The sequence below is a fragment of the Cobetia amphilecti genome (assembly GCF_020217465.1).
Lineage (GTDB): Bacteria > Pseudomonadota > Gammaproteobacteria > Pseudomonadales > Halomonadaceae > Cobetia > Cobetia amphilecti.
Genome location: NZ_CP084115.1, coordinates 2,723,975 through 2,738,010, shown reverse-complemented (window position 1 = coordinate 2,738,010; position 14,036 = coordinate 2,723,975). Strand labels below are relative to the sequence as shown.

10 protein-coding genes are annotated in these 14,036 nt (G+C 62.0%); all 10 read left to right on the top strand.

Annotated features, from left to right (window positions below; all coding sequences use genetic code 11):
* Positions 1–1,323: 1,323 nt before the first annotated feature.
* The 10 genes from LCW13_RS11485 to LCW13_RS11440 all read left to right on the top strand — a co-directional run bounded on the left by LCW13_RS11485 (position 1,324) and on the right by LCW13_RS11440 (position 14,031).
* Positions 1,324–2,442, top strand: a complete 1,119-nt coding sequence (locus LCW13_RS11485; protein ID WP_225346944.1) for a polysaccharide export protein — start codon at positions 1,324–1,326, stop codon at positions 2,440–2,442.
* 90 nt (positions 2,443–2,532) lie between these two features.
* Entirely contained in the window at positions 2,533–4,752 is a 2,220-nt protein-coding gene (locus LCW13_RS11480) for a polysaccharide biosynthesis tyrosine autokinase (protein ID WP_225346943.1), read from the top strand.
* A gap of 55 nt (positions 4,753–4,807) precedes the next feature.
* A complete protein-coding gene (locus LCW13_RS11475; protein WP_225346942.1) occupies positions 4,808–6,118 on the top strand; it encodes a sugar transferase in 1,311 nt (436 codons plus the stop codon).
* A 178-nt stretch (positions 6,119–6,296) separates the two neighbouring features.
* Positions 6,297–7,439, top strand: coding sequence for a DegT/DnrJ/EryC1/StrS family aminotransferase (locus tag LCW13_RS11470; protein ID WP_054556247.1), 1,143 nt, complete (start codon positions 6,297–6,299; stop codon positions 7,437–7,439).
* Positions 7,440–7,441: 2 nt separating this feature from the next.
* Positions 7,442–8,281, top strand: a complete 840-nt coding sequence (locus LCW13_RS11465) for a WbqC family protein (RefSeq protein ID WP_225346941.1) — start codon at positions 7,442–7,444, stop codon at positions 8,279–8,281.
* Complete coding sequence (locus LCW13_RS11460) at positions 8,272–9,741, top strand: lipopolysaccharide biosynthesis protein (RefSeq protein ID WP_225346940.1); 1,470 nt, start codon at positions 8,272–8,274, stop codon at positions 9,739–9,741. Before LCW13_RS11465 ends, LCW13_RS11460 begins: the two co-directional genes overlap by 10 nt.
* Positions 9,735–10,859, top strand: a complete 1,125-nt coding sequence (locus tag LCW13_RS11455; protein ID WP_107336372.1) for a glycosyltransferase family 2 protein — start codon at positions 9,735–9,737, stop codon at positions 10,857–10,859. The genes LCW13_RS11460 and LCW13_RS11455 overlap by 7 nt, the downstream gene beginning before the upstream one ends.
* 143 nt (positions 10,860–11,002) lie before the next feature.
* Positions 11,003–11,992 (top strand): phosphoribosyltransferase family protein, encoded by a 990-nt coding sequence (locus LCW13_RS11450; protein ID WP_131432407.1) that lies wholly within the window; start codon positions 11,003–11,005, stop codon positions 11,990–11,992.
* Positions 11,993–12,106: 114 nt separating this feature from the next.
* Entirely contained in the window at positions 12,107–12,904 is a 798-nt protein-coding gene (locus LCW13_RS11445) for a glycosyltransferase family 4 protein (protein WP_225346939.1), read from the top strand.
* Positions 12,905–12,912: 8 nt separating this feature from the next.
* Positions 12,913–14,031, top strand: coding sequence for a hypothetical protein (locus tag LCW13_RS11440; RefSeq protein WP_225346938.1), 1,119 nt, complete (start codon positions 12,913–12,915; stop codon positions 14,029–14,031).
* Positions 14,032–14,036: the final 5 nt, after the last annotated feature.

Sequence of the window (14,036 nt, the reverse complement as noted above, 5' to 3'; positions counted from 1 at the left end):
AGTTTTATTTCGCAATATGCATTAGATGCGCTAAGGGTAATCTGTCGTCTGTCGGGTACCTGACTGCCAATGATGAGGATTAGGGGAAACAGCTTAAAGTTACCACCGCCAGTACAATCGTCTCGACGACCCGACAAGTCCTTGCTGTTGAAGTCAATTGATTTATTATCAGCCCTGTTGAAGAGGGGACAGTAATGTCGCTTATTGGCGAATCTGACGTCGCCGGTAAAGCGCAGGGTTCTCTTCGCTGCGACGTGCGTCATGTCACGGCCTACCGAGGTCGTCGGGTAGGGCTGAGGCATGCAGACAGCATGTGCAGGAGTCGAGCGATACAAGCGCGATAAAAGCACGAGACAAGAGCAGGCCGGGCCTCGCAGATGGGCAGTCAGGCGGGTAGAGGTACCGCTCCAGCGGGCGACACCGGGTACGGCGAAATGCCTCATGAGAAGGCATCAAGTCCCGGGGTCGAGTCTGGGGTCGGGGTCATTGCCGCTGGGTGGTCAGTCAGACCCGAGCTTGCCACAGACGTACAGGATAGTGCGTCAGCTCAGGCAGAAAATGTCAGTAACACATTGTATTAAATGGATTTGATATATTGGGCGTGATTGAAGAAGCCGTCGGTGCCTTACGCGCCAGCGGCGTGTCCCTTGCCTTGCGGGGCATTGGGCGGTCGCCTCATTCGAGGCCGCGCTACCTGCCAGGTCGGGCAGATGGCGCATCCGGGCGATCGAGCGTTGCACCTCAATCATCGCACCTCTCCATGGAATGCATGCGGGCATGAATTCTCATCCCGTTCTGACGCTGCCGTGCCAGCTGACTCGCCAACGAGATCGTCAGGTCTCGCCTGCTTGAAGGGGCGGCACAAACCTTCTTTCGACAGTAGCTCCTGACAGGTTCAAGCAACGAGTCGCTTGAACAGAAATGTCAATAGAAGTGCAAGAAAGAAGTAATCAGTAATGTTGGTGAGATCAATCTTATAAGTATCGATTAATCAAATGAGTCATGTTGTCTTGATTGATGAGAAAGTCGATCAATGCAATATGTTTCATGTGTTAGATGCCTGGTAGTGAATTACTAAAATACTAATAAACGTTCCATTTCGGAGTTCGGTCATGGGCATGTGTCATGGACACATGCCTGACGTGTGTCCGGGGATGTCGCAGGGGTATCGAAGGGCAGGCGTGACCACTCCATGACAGATGACATGTACGCCAACAGGGCGCCGCTATCGGCAGCAGGGGAGAACGCCAGTTCCTCGGGGCGGTAGCGTGCCGAAACAGCGCCTGGCGGTAGCGGTCAGGATCACAGGGGAAGAGACAGGATATGGATATACCGGTCAGAACGACGCTCCGGGCGTTCTCATTTGCCACCGTGGTATTGGCGATGAGCGGGTGTGCCTTCGCGCCCGGTGGGCACATGGATTATGAAGCCGAGGTCGCGCCGCTGACCGACCAGGTGGAAGTCACGCCGATCACCCCCGGGCTGATCTCCAACTATCGCGCACGCCCCGCCCAGACCGCTCCCGCGCCGCCTGAGCTGGTCGATGACATCAAGCAGTACGTCTACCGCGTGGGCGGCGGCGACATCCTGGCCATCAACCTGAGCACGCCGCTGGACCTGGCTCAGGAAAGCGGTGTGCAGCGTCAGACGGTCGAGGCACTGACCTACATCGTCCAGCCGGATGGCACGCTGTTCTACCCCTATGTCGGGCGCATCAACATTCGCGACATGACGGTGGGTGAGGTGCGCGCCGCGCTGGTCGCGGGGCTGTCCCGTTACATCACCGAGCCGCAGGTCAATGTCTCGGTGGCGCAATTCCGCTCCAAACGCGTCTATCTGAGTGGCGCCGTGACCGAGCCCGGCTTCGTGCCGGTCACGGATGTTCCGCTGACCCTGATCGATGCCATCAGTGCCAGCGGCGGGGTCACGGCACTGGCCAATACCCACAACATCACGCTGACGCGCGACGGCCAGCAGGAGCACCTGAGTCTCTATCAGCTGCTGCAGCAGGGCGACATGCGTCAGAACCGTCTGCTCAAGGATGGCGACGTGATCAATGTGCCGGTGGCGGAAGACCAGAACGTCTTCGTGCTCGGTCAGGTACTCAAGCCCGGCAACATGCCGGTGGGCAATGAACGTCTGAGCCTCACCGATGCGCTGTCGCGGGCCGGCGGGGTCGATGAGGACCGCGCCAATCCGTCAGGCGTCTTCGTGGTGCGTGAAAATTCGCCGGAGTCCGACAAGCTGGCCACGGTCTTCATTCTCGATATCTCGGATGCGACCTCGCTGATGCTGGGCGCGCGCTTCCCGCTGCAACCGCGTGATGTGGTCTACGTGACCGCCGCGCCGGTCAGCCGCTGGAACCGTGTGCTGAGCCAGCTGCTGCCGTCCGTGACCAGTACCGGGGCCTTCGTCTCGGTCATCGATGACATCGAGGATTGAGGTCATGTCCCACTCCCGCATGGCAGGTCGCGTCGCGACCTGCCGTATCACCTGCCTGCCGGGCCTGAATCGTTTACTCAAGGCGGCGTCATGAATCAGTACACCTCTCCCATGCCATCCTCTTCTGCACAGCCTGGCAAGGACACCACGCGCCGACTCGATTTCAGCACCATTCTCGCCTTGCTCTGGCATCGACGCTGGTGGCTGATCGGCAGCACGCTGCTGTTCACCCTCCTGGGCATCTATCTCGTCGGTAGCCAGCAGCGCATCTACCTGGCCGATTCCCTGATCCAGGTCGAGGACAAGGGTGGCAGCGCCAGCCTGCTGGGGCCGCTGGCCGGTCAGGCGACCGGCAGCGACGAGAGCAGCACCAGCGATGAGCTGGAAATTCTCGCCTCACGACTGGTACTGGGCCAGGCCGTGGACCGCGAGCGCCTCAATATCGTGGTCTCTCCGGTGCGTTACCCGGTCATCGGTGACTGGCTCTCCAACCGCCATCTGCGCCTGCCGGCAAGCCTGGGCGGGCAGGATTACGCCTGGGGCGATGACACCCTCAAGGTCACCACGCTCGAACTGAGTGGCCCGTGGCAACAGCAGACGCTGACCCTCGAGGCTCTGGGCGATGAGCGCTACCGCCTGCTGGATGCCGAGGGGCAGGCGATCGTCGATGGCAAGGTGGGCGAGAACGCGCTGGCGGAGGGCATCAAGGTCTTCGTGCGCGAGTTGTCAGCCGAGCCGGGGGCACGCTTCACGCTGACCAGCATCTCGGACCTGAGCGCCATCAACTCGCTCAAGTCGCGCTTCACCGCCGTGCGCAATGGCACCGACACCGGGGTGGTCACGCTGAGCCTGTCCGGCAGTGACCAGACCGCCATCGTCAACACCCTGGACACCATCACCAATGTCTTCCTGCAGCAGAACATCGAGCGAGAATCTGCCGAGGCGGACAATCAGCTCGGCTTTCTGGGCGACCAGATCCCGACGCTGCGTGGCCAGCTCGATGAGGCGGAATCGGCACTCAACGACTATCGCCGCCGTCGCGACTCGGTCGATCTGACCGCCGAGAGTCAGCAGGTGATGGAGAATCTCGTCGGGCTGGACAATCAGCTGACCGAGATCAAGCTGCGCCTGGCCGAGCTGTCCCGTGCCTACACCAGCGAGCACCCGGCCTATCGGGCGCTGGTGGCACGCCGTGATTCGCTCAATCAGGAGAAGGCGCGCGTGCAGAAGCAGGCCGAGCAGCTGCCGGCCGCCCAGCGCGAAGCGCTCAACCTGAACCGCAATGTCACCGTCAGCCAGGAAATCTATGTCGCGCTGCTCAACAAGCGCGAGGAAGTGCGCCTCAAGAAGGCCGGCACCGTCGGCAATGTGCGCATCCTGGACCCCGCGGTGCTGCAGCCGGTGCCCATCTCGCCGAAGACGTCCCTGATGCTGGCCGTGTTCTGCATGATCGGCCTGATGCTGGGCACGCTGGCCGCGCTGCTGCGTCATGCGATGCGCAAGGGCATCGACACCGCCGAGCAGATCGAGGCGCTGGACCTGCCCGTCTACGCCACGGTGCCGCTGTCGCCGCAGCAGCACAACATGATGCGCCGCGTGCGCCTCAAGGGCGAGAAGGGCGGCCGCGAGATCTATCAGGGGGTGCTGGCTACCTCCCAGCCGTCGGATATCAGTATCGAGGCCCTGCGCAGCCTGCGTACCAGCCTGCACTTCGCCCTGCTCGACAATCGCCGCAAGTCGGTGATGTTCACCGGGCCGAGCCCGAGCATCGGCAAGAGCTTCGTCAGCCTCAATCTGGCGGCGGTGAGTGCCGAGGCCGGTCAGCGCGTGCTGCTGATCGATGCCGACATGCGCCGCGGCCACCTGCATCACGCCTTCCAGCGTACCTCCGAGCAGGGCGGTCTGTCGGATGTGCTCAGCGGTGCCAGTCCGCTGGACAGCGTGCTGTATCACTCGCGCATCGACAATCTTGATTTCCTGGGCCGTGGCGTCGCGCCGCCCAACCCGTCGGAGCTGTTGATGCAGCCCAATTTCGCCGAGCTGCTGGAGCAACTCGGTGAGCGTTACGACCTGATCATCATCGACACGCCGCCGGTACTGGCCGTGACCGAAGCGCTGATCATCGGTCGTCACGTCGGCGCCAGTCTGATGGTGGCGCGCTTTGGCATGAACCAGGTGCGCGAACTCGAGCATGCACGCAAGAAGCTCGAGAACAATGGCATTCACGTCAAGGGCGCCATCCTGAATGCCATCGAACCGCAAGCTGGCGACAAGCATGGCTACGGTTATTACAACTACAGCTACGCCTGACATCGTCTCGCTTGGCAGCTCTCATGACGCTTGAATCACGGAGGAGGTAAGCACGATGAGCGGTATACCCTTGTCGATGGAGCATCAGCGGCGTTACTCGCATCACTACGAGCGCTTGCTGGCCAGCAAGCGATTGCAGCTGATCTTCGGGATGCTGGTGGTGGTCATCGCGCCGGCACTGTACCAGGCAGGGTTGAACCAGCTGATGCAGGGTGACACCCACTGGTGGCTGACCAGCGATGATCAGTGGCATGCCCTGCTCGGCACCGGCGTGGCGTACACCCTGGCGGTGACGGCGGTCAATCGCCTGTCCCGCCTGCCGGGCACGCGCTCCTACCTCTATGTCGTGCCGGCGATCGTCATCTCCTATCTGACCTTGATGATGGTGCTGGGCGTGCTGGGGCTTGAGTATTCGCGTCACCAGGTCGGCCTGTCCTTCCTGCTCGCGGTGAGCCTGTGCACGGCCTACTACTACATCGACACCCGACTGCGCCGGATGCGCTTCGCGGTGGTGCCCTACGGCAAGGCGCCGAGTCTGTGCACCCGCCCGGGCGTCGAGTGGCTGTCGTTGCGCGGGCCTGACCTGGTCGGCCTGCCGCGTATCGACGGCGTGGTGGCGGACCTGCGCGGTGAGCTGCCCAGCGAGTGGGAGAGCTTCCTGGCCGACTGCACCATCCACCGTATCCCGGTCTACCACGCGACCCATGCCCACGAGATGATCACCGGTCGCGTGCTGCTGGATCACCTCTACGCCAACGAGTTCGGCTCGCTGACGCCGCGGGAGGACTATGAGGTCATCAAGCGCTGGATGGACTTCACCGTCGCCGCGCTCATGCTGCCGTTGCTGGCGCCCGTCATGTTGCTGACGGCGCTGGCGATTCGCCTCGACAGTCCCGGGCCGGTGATCTTCCGCCAGCCGCGCATGGGCTTTCACTGTCGTCCCTTCACCGTCTACAAGTTCCGCAGCATGTATGACGGCATGAAGGGCGCGGGCTTCACCCAGGAAGGCAGTGATCCACGCATCACGCGAGTCGGGCGCTTCATCCGCAAGTGCCGTCTCGATGAGTTGCCCCAGCTGTTCAATGTGCTCAAGGGCGACATGAGTCTGATCGGCCCGCGCCCCGAGTCGATGAATCTAGCCGACTGGTATCGCAAGGACGTGCCGTTCTTCCACTACCGCCATGTCGTGCGCCCGGGCATCACCGGCTGGGCGCAGGTCGAGCAGGGTTACGCCGCTGAAGTGGAAGGCATGATCCGCAAGCTGGAATACGACTTCTTCTACATCAAACACTTTTCCTTCTGGCTCGATCTGCTGGTGGTGATCCGCACCATCAAGATCGTGATCAGCGGCAACGGCTCGCGCTGAGCGGGCCTGCACTCTCTGTAGACGTCTGTAGACGAGTGTCTCCGCAGGCGAGTGTGCGGCACTTCTCTGAAACGTGTAGCGAGTCGCTGCCAGAGGAACCCGGCAGCGAACGCGCTGCACCGGCACTCGTCTGCTGTCAGAGCCAACCTTCATCTGATGTACGAAAGGAGTCGATATCATGATTACGGTGACGCGTCCCTACTTCCCGGAGCGGGAGAATTTCGACCGCTATGTGGATTCCATCTTCGAGGGGCGCTGGTTGACCAACCACGGCCCGCTCGAGCAGGAGCTCACTCGGCGCCTGGAGACCTACCTGGGCGTCGAGAACCTGCTGCTGGTCAGCAATGGCACCCTGGCGCTGCAGATCGCCTATCGCGCGCTGGGCATCGCCCAGATGCCGGGCCAGTACGAATCGGCGGAGGTCATCACCACGCCCTTCACCTTCATCGCCACCGCCAGCAGCCTGAAGTGGGAGGGCATGCAGCCGGTCTTCACGGATATCGACCCCGACACCCTGTGTCTGGACCCGGCGCGCATCGAGTCGGCCATCACGCCACGCACCCGTGCCATCGTGCCGGTGCACGTGTTCGGCAATGCCTGTGATGTCGAGGCCATCGATGCGCTGGGCGAGGCGCATGATCTGAAGGTCATCTATGACGGTGCCCACGCCTTCGGCGTGACCTATCGCGGCAACAGCCTGCTGTCACATGGCGATGCCAGCACCCTGAGCTTCCACGCCACCAAGCTGTTCCACAGCATCGAAGGCGGCGCGATCATCTTCAAGCGCAAGGAAGACCTGGAGCGTGCCCGCAAGTTGATCAACTTCGGCATCACCGGCCCGGAGTGCATCGAAGAGCTGGGCATCAACGCCAAGATGAACGAATTCCAGGCGGCGATGGGGCTGTGCGTGCTGGATGAGATCGAAGGCAATCTGGAGAGCCGGGCGCTGGTCTGGCATGCCTATGCCCAGGCGCTGCGCGGCAATGTCCAGCTGCAGACTCGCCAGACCGGCGCCAGCCTGAATTACGCCTACTTCCCGATCATTCTCGAAAGCGAAAGCATGCTGCTCGAGGTGATGCAGCGTCTGCAGCAGGAAGGCTATCTGGCACGACGTTACTTCTGCCCGTCGCTGGAATCGCTGTCCTTCCTCGGGCGGCCCGCCGCCGAATTGCAGGACGAGGATGTCATCACCCCGCAGATCGTGCATTCCACCGATATCGCCAGTCGTATCCTGTGCCTGCCGCTCTACTCGGGGCTTGAGGTCAGCGAGATCCTCGGGGCGGTGCGCATCATCGTCAATCGCCACGTCAAGGCCGCCTGATCATGAACATCGCGATCATGCAGCCCTATCTGTTCCCGCATATCGGCTATTTCCAGCTGATGCATGCCTGTGACGAGTTTCTCGTCTATGACGATGTCGCCTTCATTCCGCGTGGCTATATCCATCGCAACAATGTGCTGCTGGGCGGCAAGGCGCATCGCTTCACGCTGTCGGTACCCAAGGCATCGCCCAACCGCTTGATCAGCGAACTCGTCTTCGGCCCGACACCGGACAGCCTGCTGACCACGCTGCATCACGCTTATGCCAAGGCGCCGTATTACGCACAGGTCATGCCGCTGCTGCAGGCGGTGTTCCAGCATGAAGACCGCCGCATCGGGGCGCTGTGCCAGTACAGCTTCGAGCGGGTGTGTGACTACCTGGGGCTGGAGTGTCGCTTTCTGCTGACCAGTGAGCTTGAGCACGACCGCAGTCTCAAGGCCCAGGACCGTCTGATCGAGATGTCACTGATGCGCGGGGCCGAGGGTTACATCAACAGCATCGGCGGCCGCAAGCTCTACCAGGCGGCGCCCTTTGCGGCCAATGGCATCACGCTGTCATTCCTCGCAAGCCAGCCGAGTGACTACTGCCAGACACCGCTTGATTCGCGTCGCTCGGGGCGTAAGGCGGAGTTCGTCGCCGGCCTGTCGATCATCGATATGCTGATGTGGTGCTCACCGGGCGAGGTACGCGACAGACTCGCCGAGTACCAGCTGCTGCCAGAAGACCTGGAGCTGCTGCGCGCCGCGGGCAATGATGCGGGTGACACGGCGTCTATGGCGGGGCCGCTGGCGCGCGATGTCTCCGCCCACTCGCAACAGGGGGGCCACGCCTCGTGTCACTGAGCAACAAGACCGCTATCGGCATTCTGTGGAATTTCTCCGATCAGCTATTGCGGCGTGGCATGGCCAGTCTGGTCACGCTGCTGCTGGCGCGGCTGCTGGTGCCGGAAGATTTCGGGTTGCTGGCGATGGTGCTGGTCTTTCTGACCATCGCCTCGGCCATGATGGATTCCGGTCTTCAGCAAGCCATTCTGCGCATGCCGACCCTCGGGCCGCGTGATGCCAGCACCGCCTTCTTCAGCAATATCGCCTTCGGGGTGCTGGCCTACGGCCTGCTGTATGCCAGCGCTCCCCTGATCGCCGACTTCTATGCCGAGCCACGCCTGATCGTGCTGGTGCGTATCGGCGGCATCGTGGTGCTGATCAACTCCTTCGAGGTCATTCAGGGCGCGATGCTCAACCGTGCGCTGGATTTTCGCACGCGCATGAAGGCTGGCATTCCCGGCAGCGTGGTGTCGGGCGGGGTGGCAGTGCTGCTGGGCTGGCTGGGCTTCGGGGTCTGGGCGCTGGTGGGGCAGATGTTGACGGCGGCGCTGGTCACTACCGCCCTGATGTGGTGGTGGGGCAGCTGGCGGCCGCGGCTGGAATTCGACGTGGTGTCGTTCAAGGCGATGTTCCGCTTCGGCTACAAGATGTTCCTGTCACGCATGCTGGATGTGCTGTTCGTCAATCTCTATGTGCTGCTGATCGCCAAGCTGTTCTCCGCCTCGGTGGCGGGGTTGTTCTTCTTCGCCGAGCGTCTCAAGGAGCTGGTGATCAATCAGCTGGTGACGGCGGTGCAGAACGTGACCTTCCCGGCGCTGGCGAGCATTCAGGAGGATCCGGTACGCCTCAAGAGTGCCTATCGTCAGATCCTGCAGGTCATGGTCTATCTGCTGTTCCCGGCGATGCTGTTGCTGGCGGCGCTGGCCGAGCCGCTGTTCCTGACGCTGTTGCCCGAGCGGTGGCTGGCGGCGGTGCCTTATCTGCAGCTGATGTGCATCGCGGCCGTCATGTATCCCCTGAGCACGCTCAATCTCAATGTGCTCAAGGTCAAGGGGCGCTCGGACCTGTTCCTCGGGCTCGAGATCGTCAAGAAGGTATTGATCTGTGCGGTGCTGGCGGTGACCTGGCGCCATGGCGTGATGGCGATCCTGATCGGGCAGATCGTGGTGGCGGTGGTGTCCTACATCCCCAATGCCTGGTTCTCGCGGGAGTTGATCAACTACAGCATCCGCGAGCAGCTGGCCGACTTCCTGCCGGCTCTGCTGCTGGCCTGTGCGGTGGCGGGCACGACCTGGTGGGCCGTGCCTGCGCTGTTGGCCATCTGGCCGGCGCCGGTGGTGCTGGTGGTATCAGGCCTGCTGGCAGGGGCGGCCTATCTGTTGCTGTCCTGCTGGTTGCGCTTCGCGGCCTGGCAGTATGGCGCCGGCTGGATCCAGGAGCGTCTTTCACATCGGAAAGTGGGGAATACTGCATGTTAGAACTGAGTTATGCCCGGGCACTCGCGACGCCCCTCATGGATGGCACACCGCAGTCAGGCCCCTTGCCTGTACCGCCGGCGCCCGCCGAGGAAGCCGCCATCATGGCCGAGTGGGAGGGCGATCTCAGCGCCCCGCGCGTCTCGGTGATGTGCTTCGCCTTCAATCATGGCGACTACATTCGCATGGCGCTGGATGGCTTTCTGATGCAGCGCACGCGTTTTCCGTTCGAGATCGTCGTGCATGACGATGTCTCGACGGATGGCACGCGGGAAATCATCGAGGAATATGCGGCCCGTTACCCGAACATCGTGCGGCCGATCCTGCAGGACGTGAACCAGTACTCGCAACATATCTGGCCGATCACCTTCTGCATGCCGGTGATGCGTGGCGACATCATTGCCTATTGCGAAGGCGATGATTACTGGATCAAACCCGACAAGCTGGCCCGTCAGGTCGCCTTGTTCGACGCCTATCCCGAGGCGACGGTCTGCTTCCACCCGGCGCTGGAATTCAATGAAGCCACCGGCGAGCATTCGCTCATCTGCCGCTATGCCGATAGCGTGAAGAAGATCTCTGCCGAGGCGGTGATCGGGCTGCGCGGCGCCTCCATTCCGTCACCGGCCTTCAGCTTCCGACGCGTCGATGCCACCGTCGACGCGATGATGGCGTCCTATCGCGGCGCCCCGATCATGGACTTCTTCCTGCAGTCCTACATGGCACTGCAAGGCGAGACTCTCTATTACGAAGATGCTGCCTGTGTCTATCGCCGCAATGCCAAGGGTTCCTGGACATCGCAGCAGCAGGAAAGCGAGGCCGAACAGCGCTATCAGCGCGACATGATCTCGGCCATCGACGTCTTTCATGCCAATACCCGGCATATGCCGCATTCCGACAGCCTGTATATCCCGCTCTATCACTACTTCAAGCAGTACGTGATGGCGCCCGCGAGCCCCATGCAGCGCCTGGCCAACTTCCGCCAGGGGGTCGCGCTGCTCTCGCACATGGACCGCAGTCGGCTGCTGCGCCTCGTGCGCCAGGATGTGATGACCAGGTTGATAGGCACTCGTCGCCGTCGTGTGACATCCGACAGCGCAGTGCAGAAGCGTAAAAGCGCCTGAATGCCCCCGGTTATCGGGGGGATGATGGCGAGAGAAGCGTTTGATGACAGGACGTCGTCAATAACATCAAAAAAGCGCTGCAACACACAAAAGCGCGAAGGATATCGGCCTTGGGCCGTCGTGAGTCGCAAGGGGACCGCAACATGAATTATCGCAGTTACGCCGACCTGAGTTCGGATATCGCCAGACAGTTGTCGCGCCTGCAGGCCGGGAATTTCGATCTGATCGTCGGGATCCCGCGCAGTGGAATGGTGCCGGCCTACATGATCAGCGCCATGCTCAATCGGGCCTGCACGGATCTCGACACCTTCATCGCCAACGGCTCGCCCGGCAAGGGAATGACGCGCAAGGTCCGGGGGGCGGCGCAGAGCGCCTGGGAAAATCAGCGTGTGCTGCTGGTCGACGACAGTTTCAACAGTGGGGCCTCGCTCAAGGCCTCCCTGGCGCGCATTCCGCAAGAATGCCCCTGTGACATCACCACCTGCGTCATCTATGCCAACCCGGCACCGGTGGTGGGGGTGGACATGTATCTGGTCGAGCTTGAGCACCCGCGTGCCTTCCAGTGGAATCTGTTTCATCACCCGGCGCTGGCCGATAGCTGCCTGGATATCGATGGCGTGCTGTGCCTCGATCCGACGCCTGAGCAGAACGATGACGGCCCGCGCTATCGCGACTTCCTGACCAACGCGGCACCTCTGCATATCCCGACCTACCGTGTGCACTCGCTGGTCACCAACCGGCTGGAAAAATATCGTCCCGAGACGACCGCCTGGCTGGCCCGGCACGGTGTCGAGTATGACCACCTGATCATGCTCGACCTGCCCAGCAAGGAAGAGCGGCTGCGTCAGAATCGCCATTCGAGTCACAAGGCGGATTACTACCGTGACTCCGGCTGTCGCCTGTTCATCGAAAGCGAAGTGGGGCAGGCCACCAACATCACGCGCATGACCGGCAGGCCCGTCTATTGCGTGGACGCCCACCAGATGATGACCCCCGAGTGGGCCTCGATGTCAGCGCAGAAGAAGGGCCAGGTGCTGGTGTGCACGTTCAAGCGCATGGCGCGCCGGGTCGTGACCTGGTTGCCGGCGCCGCTGGCCCGCCAGGCGCGCAGTGTCTATCAGCGGCTGGCCTGAACGCACCGAAGGAAGTGGGGCTGACGTCGATCGCCATGTGCAGATGGCATGGCGGTCATCGTGAATTGACTCGATCAAGCCTGGCTCAAGGCTAACACTGGCGAAGGAGTGGCAATGAAGACGCATCGGATGGCGCTTTTGGTCGTGGCACGGCAGATGACCCTCGAGACTCGCCAGATGCTGGCGTTGGCGGCGGGGCTGACGCGCCTGGGTCACGAGGTGGACCTCATCGTGCCCCAGGCCCATGAGGAGTTGATCGAAGGTCTGGCACATGGGGTGCGGCTGGTAGAGCTGGGCGTGCACACTGAGTTGACGGGCGTGCTAGCCCTGACACGCTATCTGGCGCGTCATCGTCCGTGTGTCCTGTTGTCCAGCGGCCTGGAAGCCAACCTCAATGCGCTCAAGGCGCGCCGTCTGGATCGTTGGCGCGTGCCGGTTATTGCGCACCATGCCGTGACACCGGCCAGTGAACTGGTGGCGGCGGGCAGCAAGGCGCGGGGCCTGAGGCGCCGGATGGCGCTCACGTATCCGCATGCGGCACTGGTGCTGGTCGAAAGCGATGAAGCCGGCTGCCAGGCACGCCACGAGGGCGGAATTGAGGCAGCGCGAGTCGTGACGTTGCCGTTGGCCCCTGATGAGGAGACGGGCGCGCTGAGCGAGCATCAATTGATGCAGTGCCTGTCGTTGATGCTGTCAGCAGCCGAGGTCGAGGGCGCGTCACCCTTCTCATCCCAAAGCTGGCAGGTCAGCAGTGGGGGAGCTGCGGCTGGCCTCGCGCAGTCCTCGCCGTCCCTCGATACCTCTGGCGTGGTGAGTCGGCAGGCCACCAGCGCTGATACCGACGCGTCCGCGCCCCTCATGTCATCCGCCAGTCTGCAGGCCGAACTGGCCAACAGCGGCGCACGAGAATAAGTCTTTCCATGGAACACATTCTGCTCGACCTGCCCAACCTGCTCGTCTGTCTGGTACTGGTGATGGTGGGCTTTCTGCGTGGTTGGGTGACGCGCAATGTCGCGATCATCCTGAGTCTGAGCAGTGCGGTGCCGTACCTGTTGAACAATGTGCTGTTCGATGCCGAGTACATGCCGGACCAGTTCCGCTACTGGGAGCAGGTATTGGCCATGCGCAGCATGGACTGGGGAGCGATGGACCACTCCCTGACCGTCTCGGTCTCGTCGGGATTTCTGGCGCTGTTGCCGTTGCCGCTGGCGGAAACCATCACCAGCCTGGGCTTCTTCAACAAGTTCCTCTATATCGGCGCGCTGATGGTGCTGATTCGCCGCGGCATCATCTCCCACGCGGTACTGCTGTTCGTGCTGTGCTACCCGAGCCTGGTGCTCTACAGCTCACTGAGTCTGCGCGACACCCTGGTCACCGGCTTCATGCTGGGCAGCTTCCTGCTGGCCATCGAACGCCGGCCGATGTGGGCGGTGATCTTCCTGTTGCCGTTATGGATCATCAAGTTCCAGAACGCTCTGATCATGCTGATCTTCCTCGGCATCTATCTCCTCTACGACGTCAGCCGTCAGGGCCTGTCGACCAAGCGATTCTGCTGGTTGCTGGTCGGCCTGGCCGCCAGTGTGCTGGTCATCTATCCGCTGGCGGTGGACCAGATCAACTTCTTCCGCGCGGCCATGTATCTGGAGGATGGCGGCAAGATCGAGGATGTAGAGGTCATTCAGGGCTTCGGGGACTTCGTGGTGACGGGGATCCAGGGCGCGCTCTATTTCCTGATCAAGCCGTTGCCCTGGGAAGCCGCCAATGTGCTGCAGTTGATCCAGTCGGGAGAGAACCTGCTGGTGGTCGCCTTCCTCGTCTGGCTGACCCTCAAGTGCTGGCAGGTCCAGCGTGAGAAGACGCTCTTCTGGCTGCTGTATCTGATCGGCGCCTTCACCATCTATGGACTCGTCGTCTTCAACTACGGCACCGCGGTGCGCTATCGCTTCCCGTTCCTGGTCATCTATGTGGTGTGCATGGCGCATGACACAGGGCTGGTGCGTCTGTGGCAGCAGCAACGCCGGCCTGCGTTGCTGGACTGACCTGC

Coding starts and splice junctions, on each gene's coding strand:
- LCW13_RS11450 (WP_131432407.1), top strand. CDS start 11,003: ATGAATTATCGCAGTTACGCCGACCTGAGTTCGGATATCGCCAGACAG.
- LCW13_RS11485 (WP_225346944.1), top strand. CDS start 1,324: ATGGATATACCGGTCAGAACGACGCTCCGGGCGTTCTCATTTGCCACC.
- LCW13_RS11455 (WP_107336372.1), top strand. CDS start 9,735: ATGTTAGAACTGAGTTATGCCCGGGCACTCGCGACGCCCCTCATGGAT.
- LCW13_RS11470 (WP_054556247.1), top strand. CDS start 6,297: ATGATTACGGTGACGCGTCCCTACTTCCCGGAGCGGGAGAATTTCGAC.
- LCW13_RS11440 (WP_225346938.1), top strand. CDS start 12,913: ATGGAACACATTCTGCTCGACCTGCCCAACCTGCTCGTCTGTCTGGTA.
- LCW13_RS11475 (WP_225346942.1), top strand. CDS start 4,808: ATGAGCGGTATACCCTTGTCGATGGAGCATCAGCGGCGTTACTCGCAT.
- LCW13_RS11480 (WP_225346943.1), top strand. CDS start 2,533: ATGAATCAGTACACCTCTCCCATGCCATCCTCTTCTGCACAGCCTGGC.
- LCW13_RS11445 (WP_225346939.1), top strand. CDS start 12,107: ATGAAGACGCATCGGATGGCGCTTTTGGTCGTGGCACGGCAGATGACC.
- LCW13_RS11465 (WP_225346941.1), top strand. CDS start 7,442: ATGAACATCGCGATCATGCAGCCCTATCTGTTCCCGCATATCGGCTAT.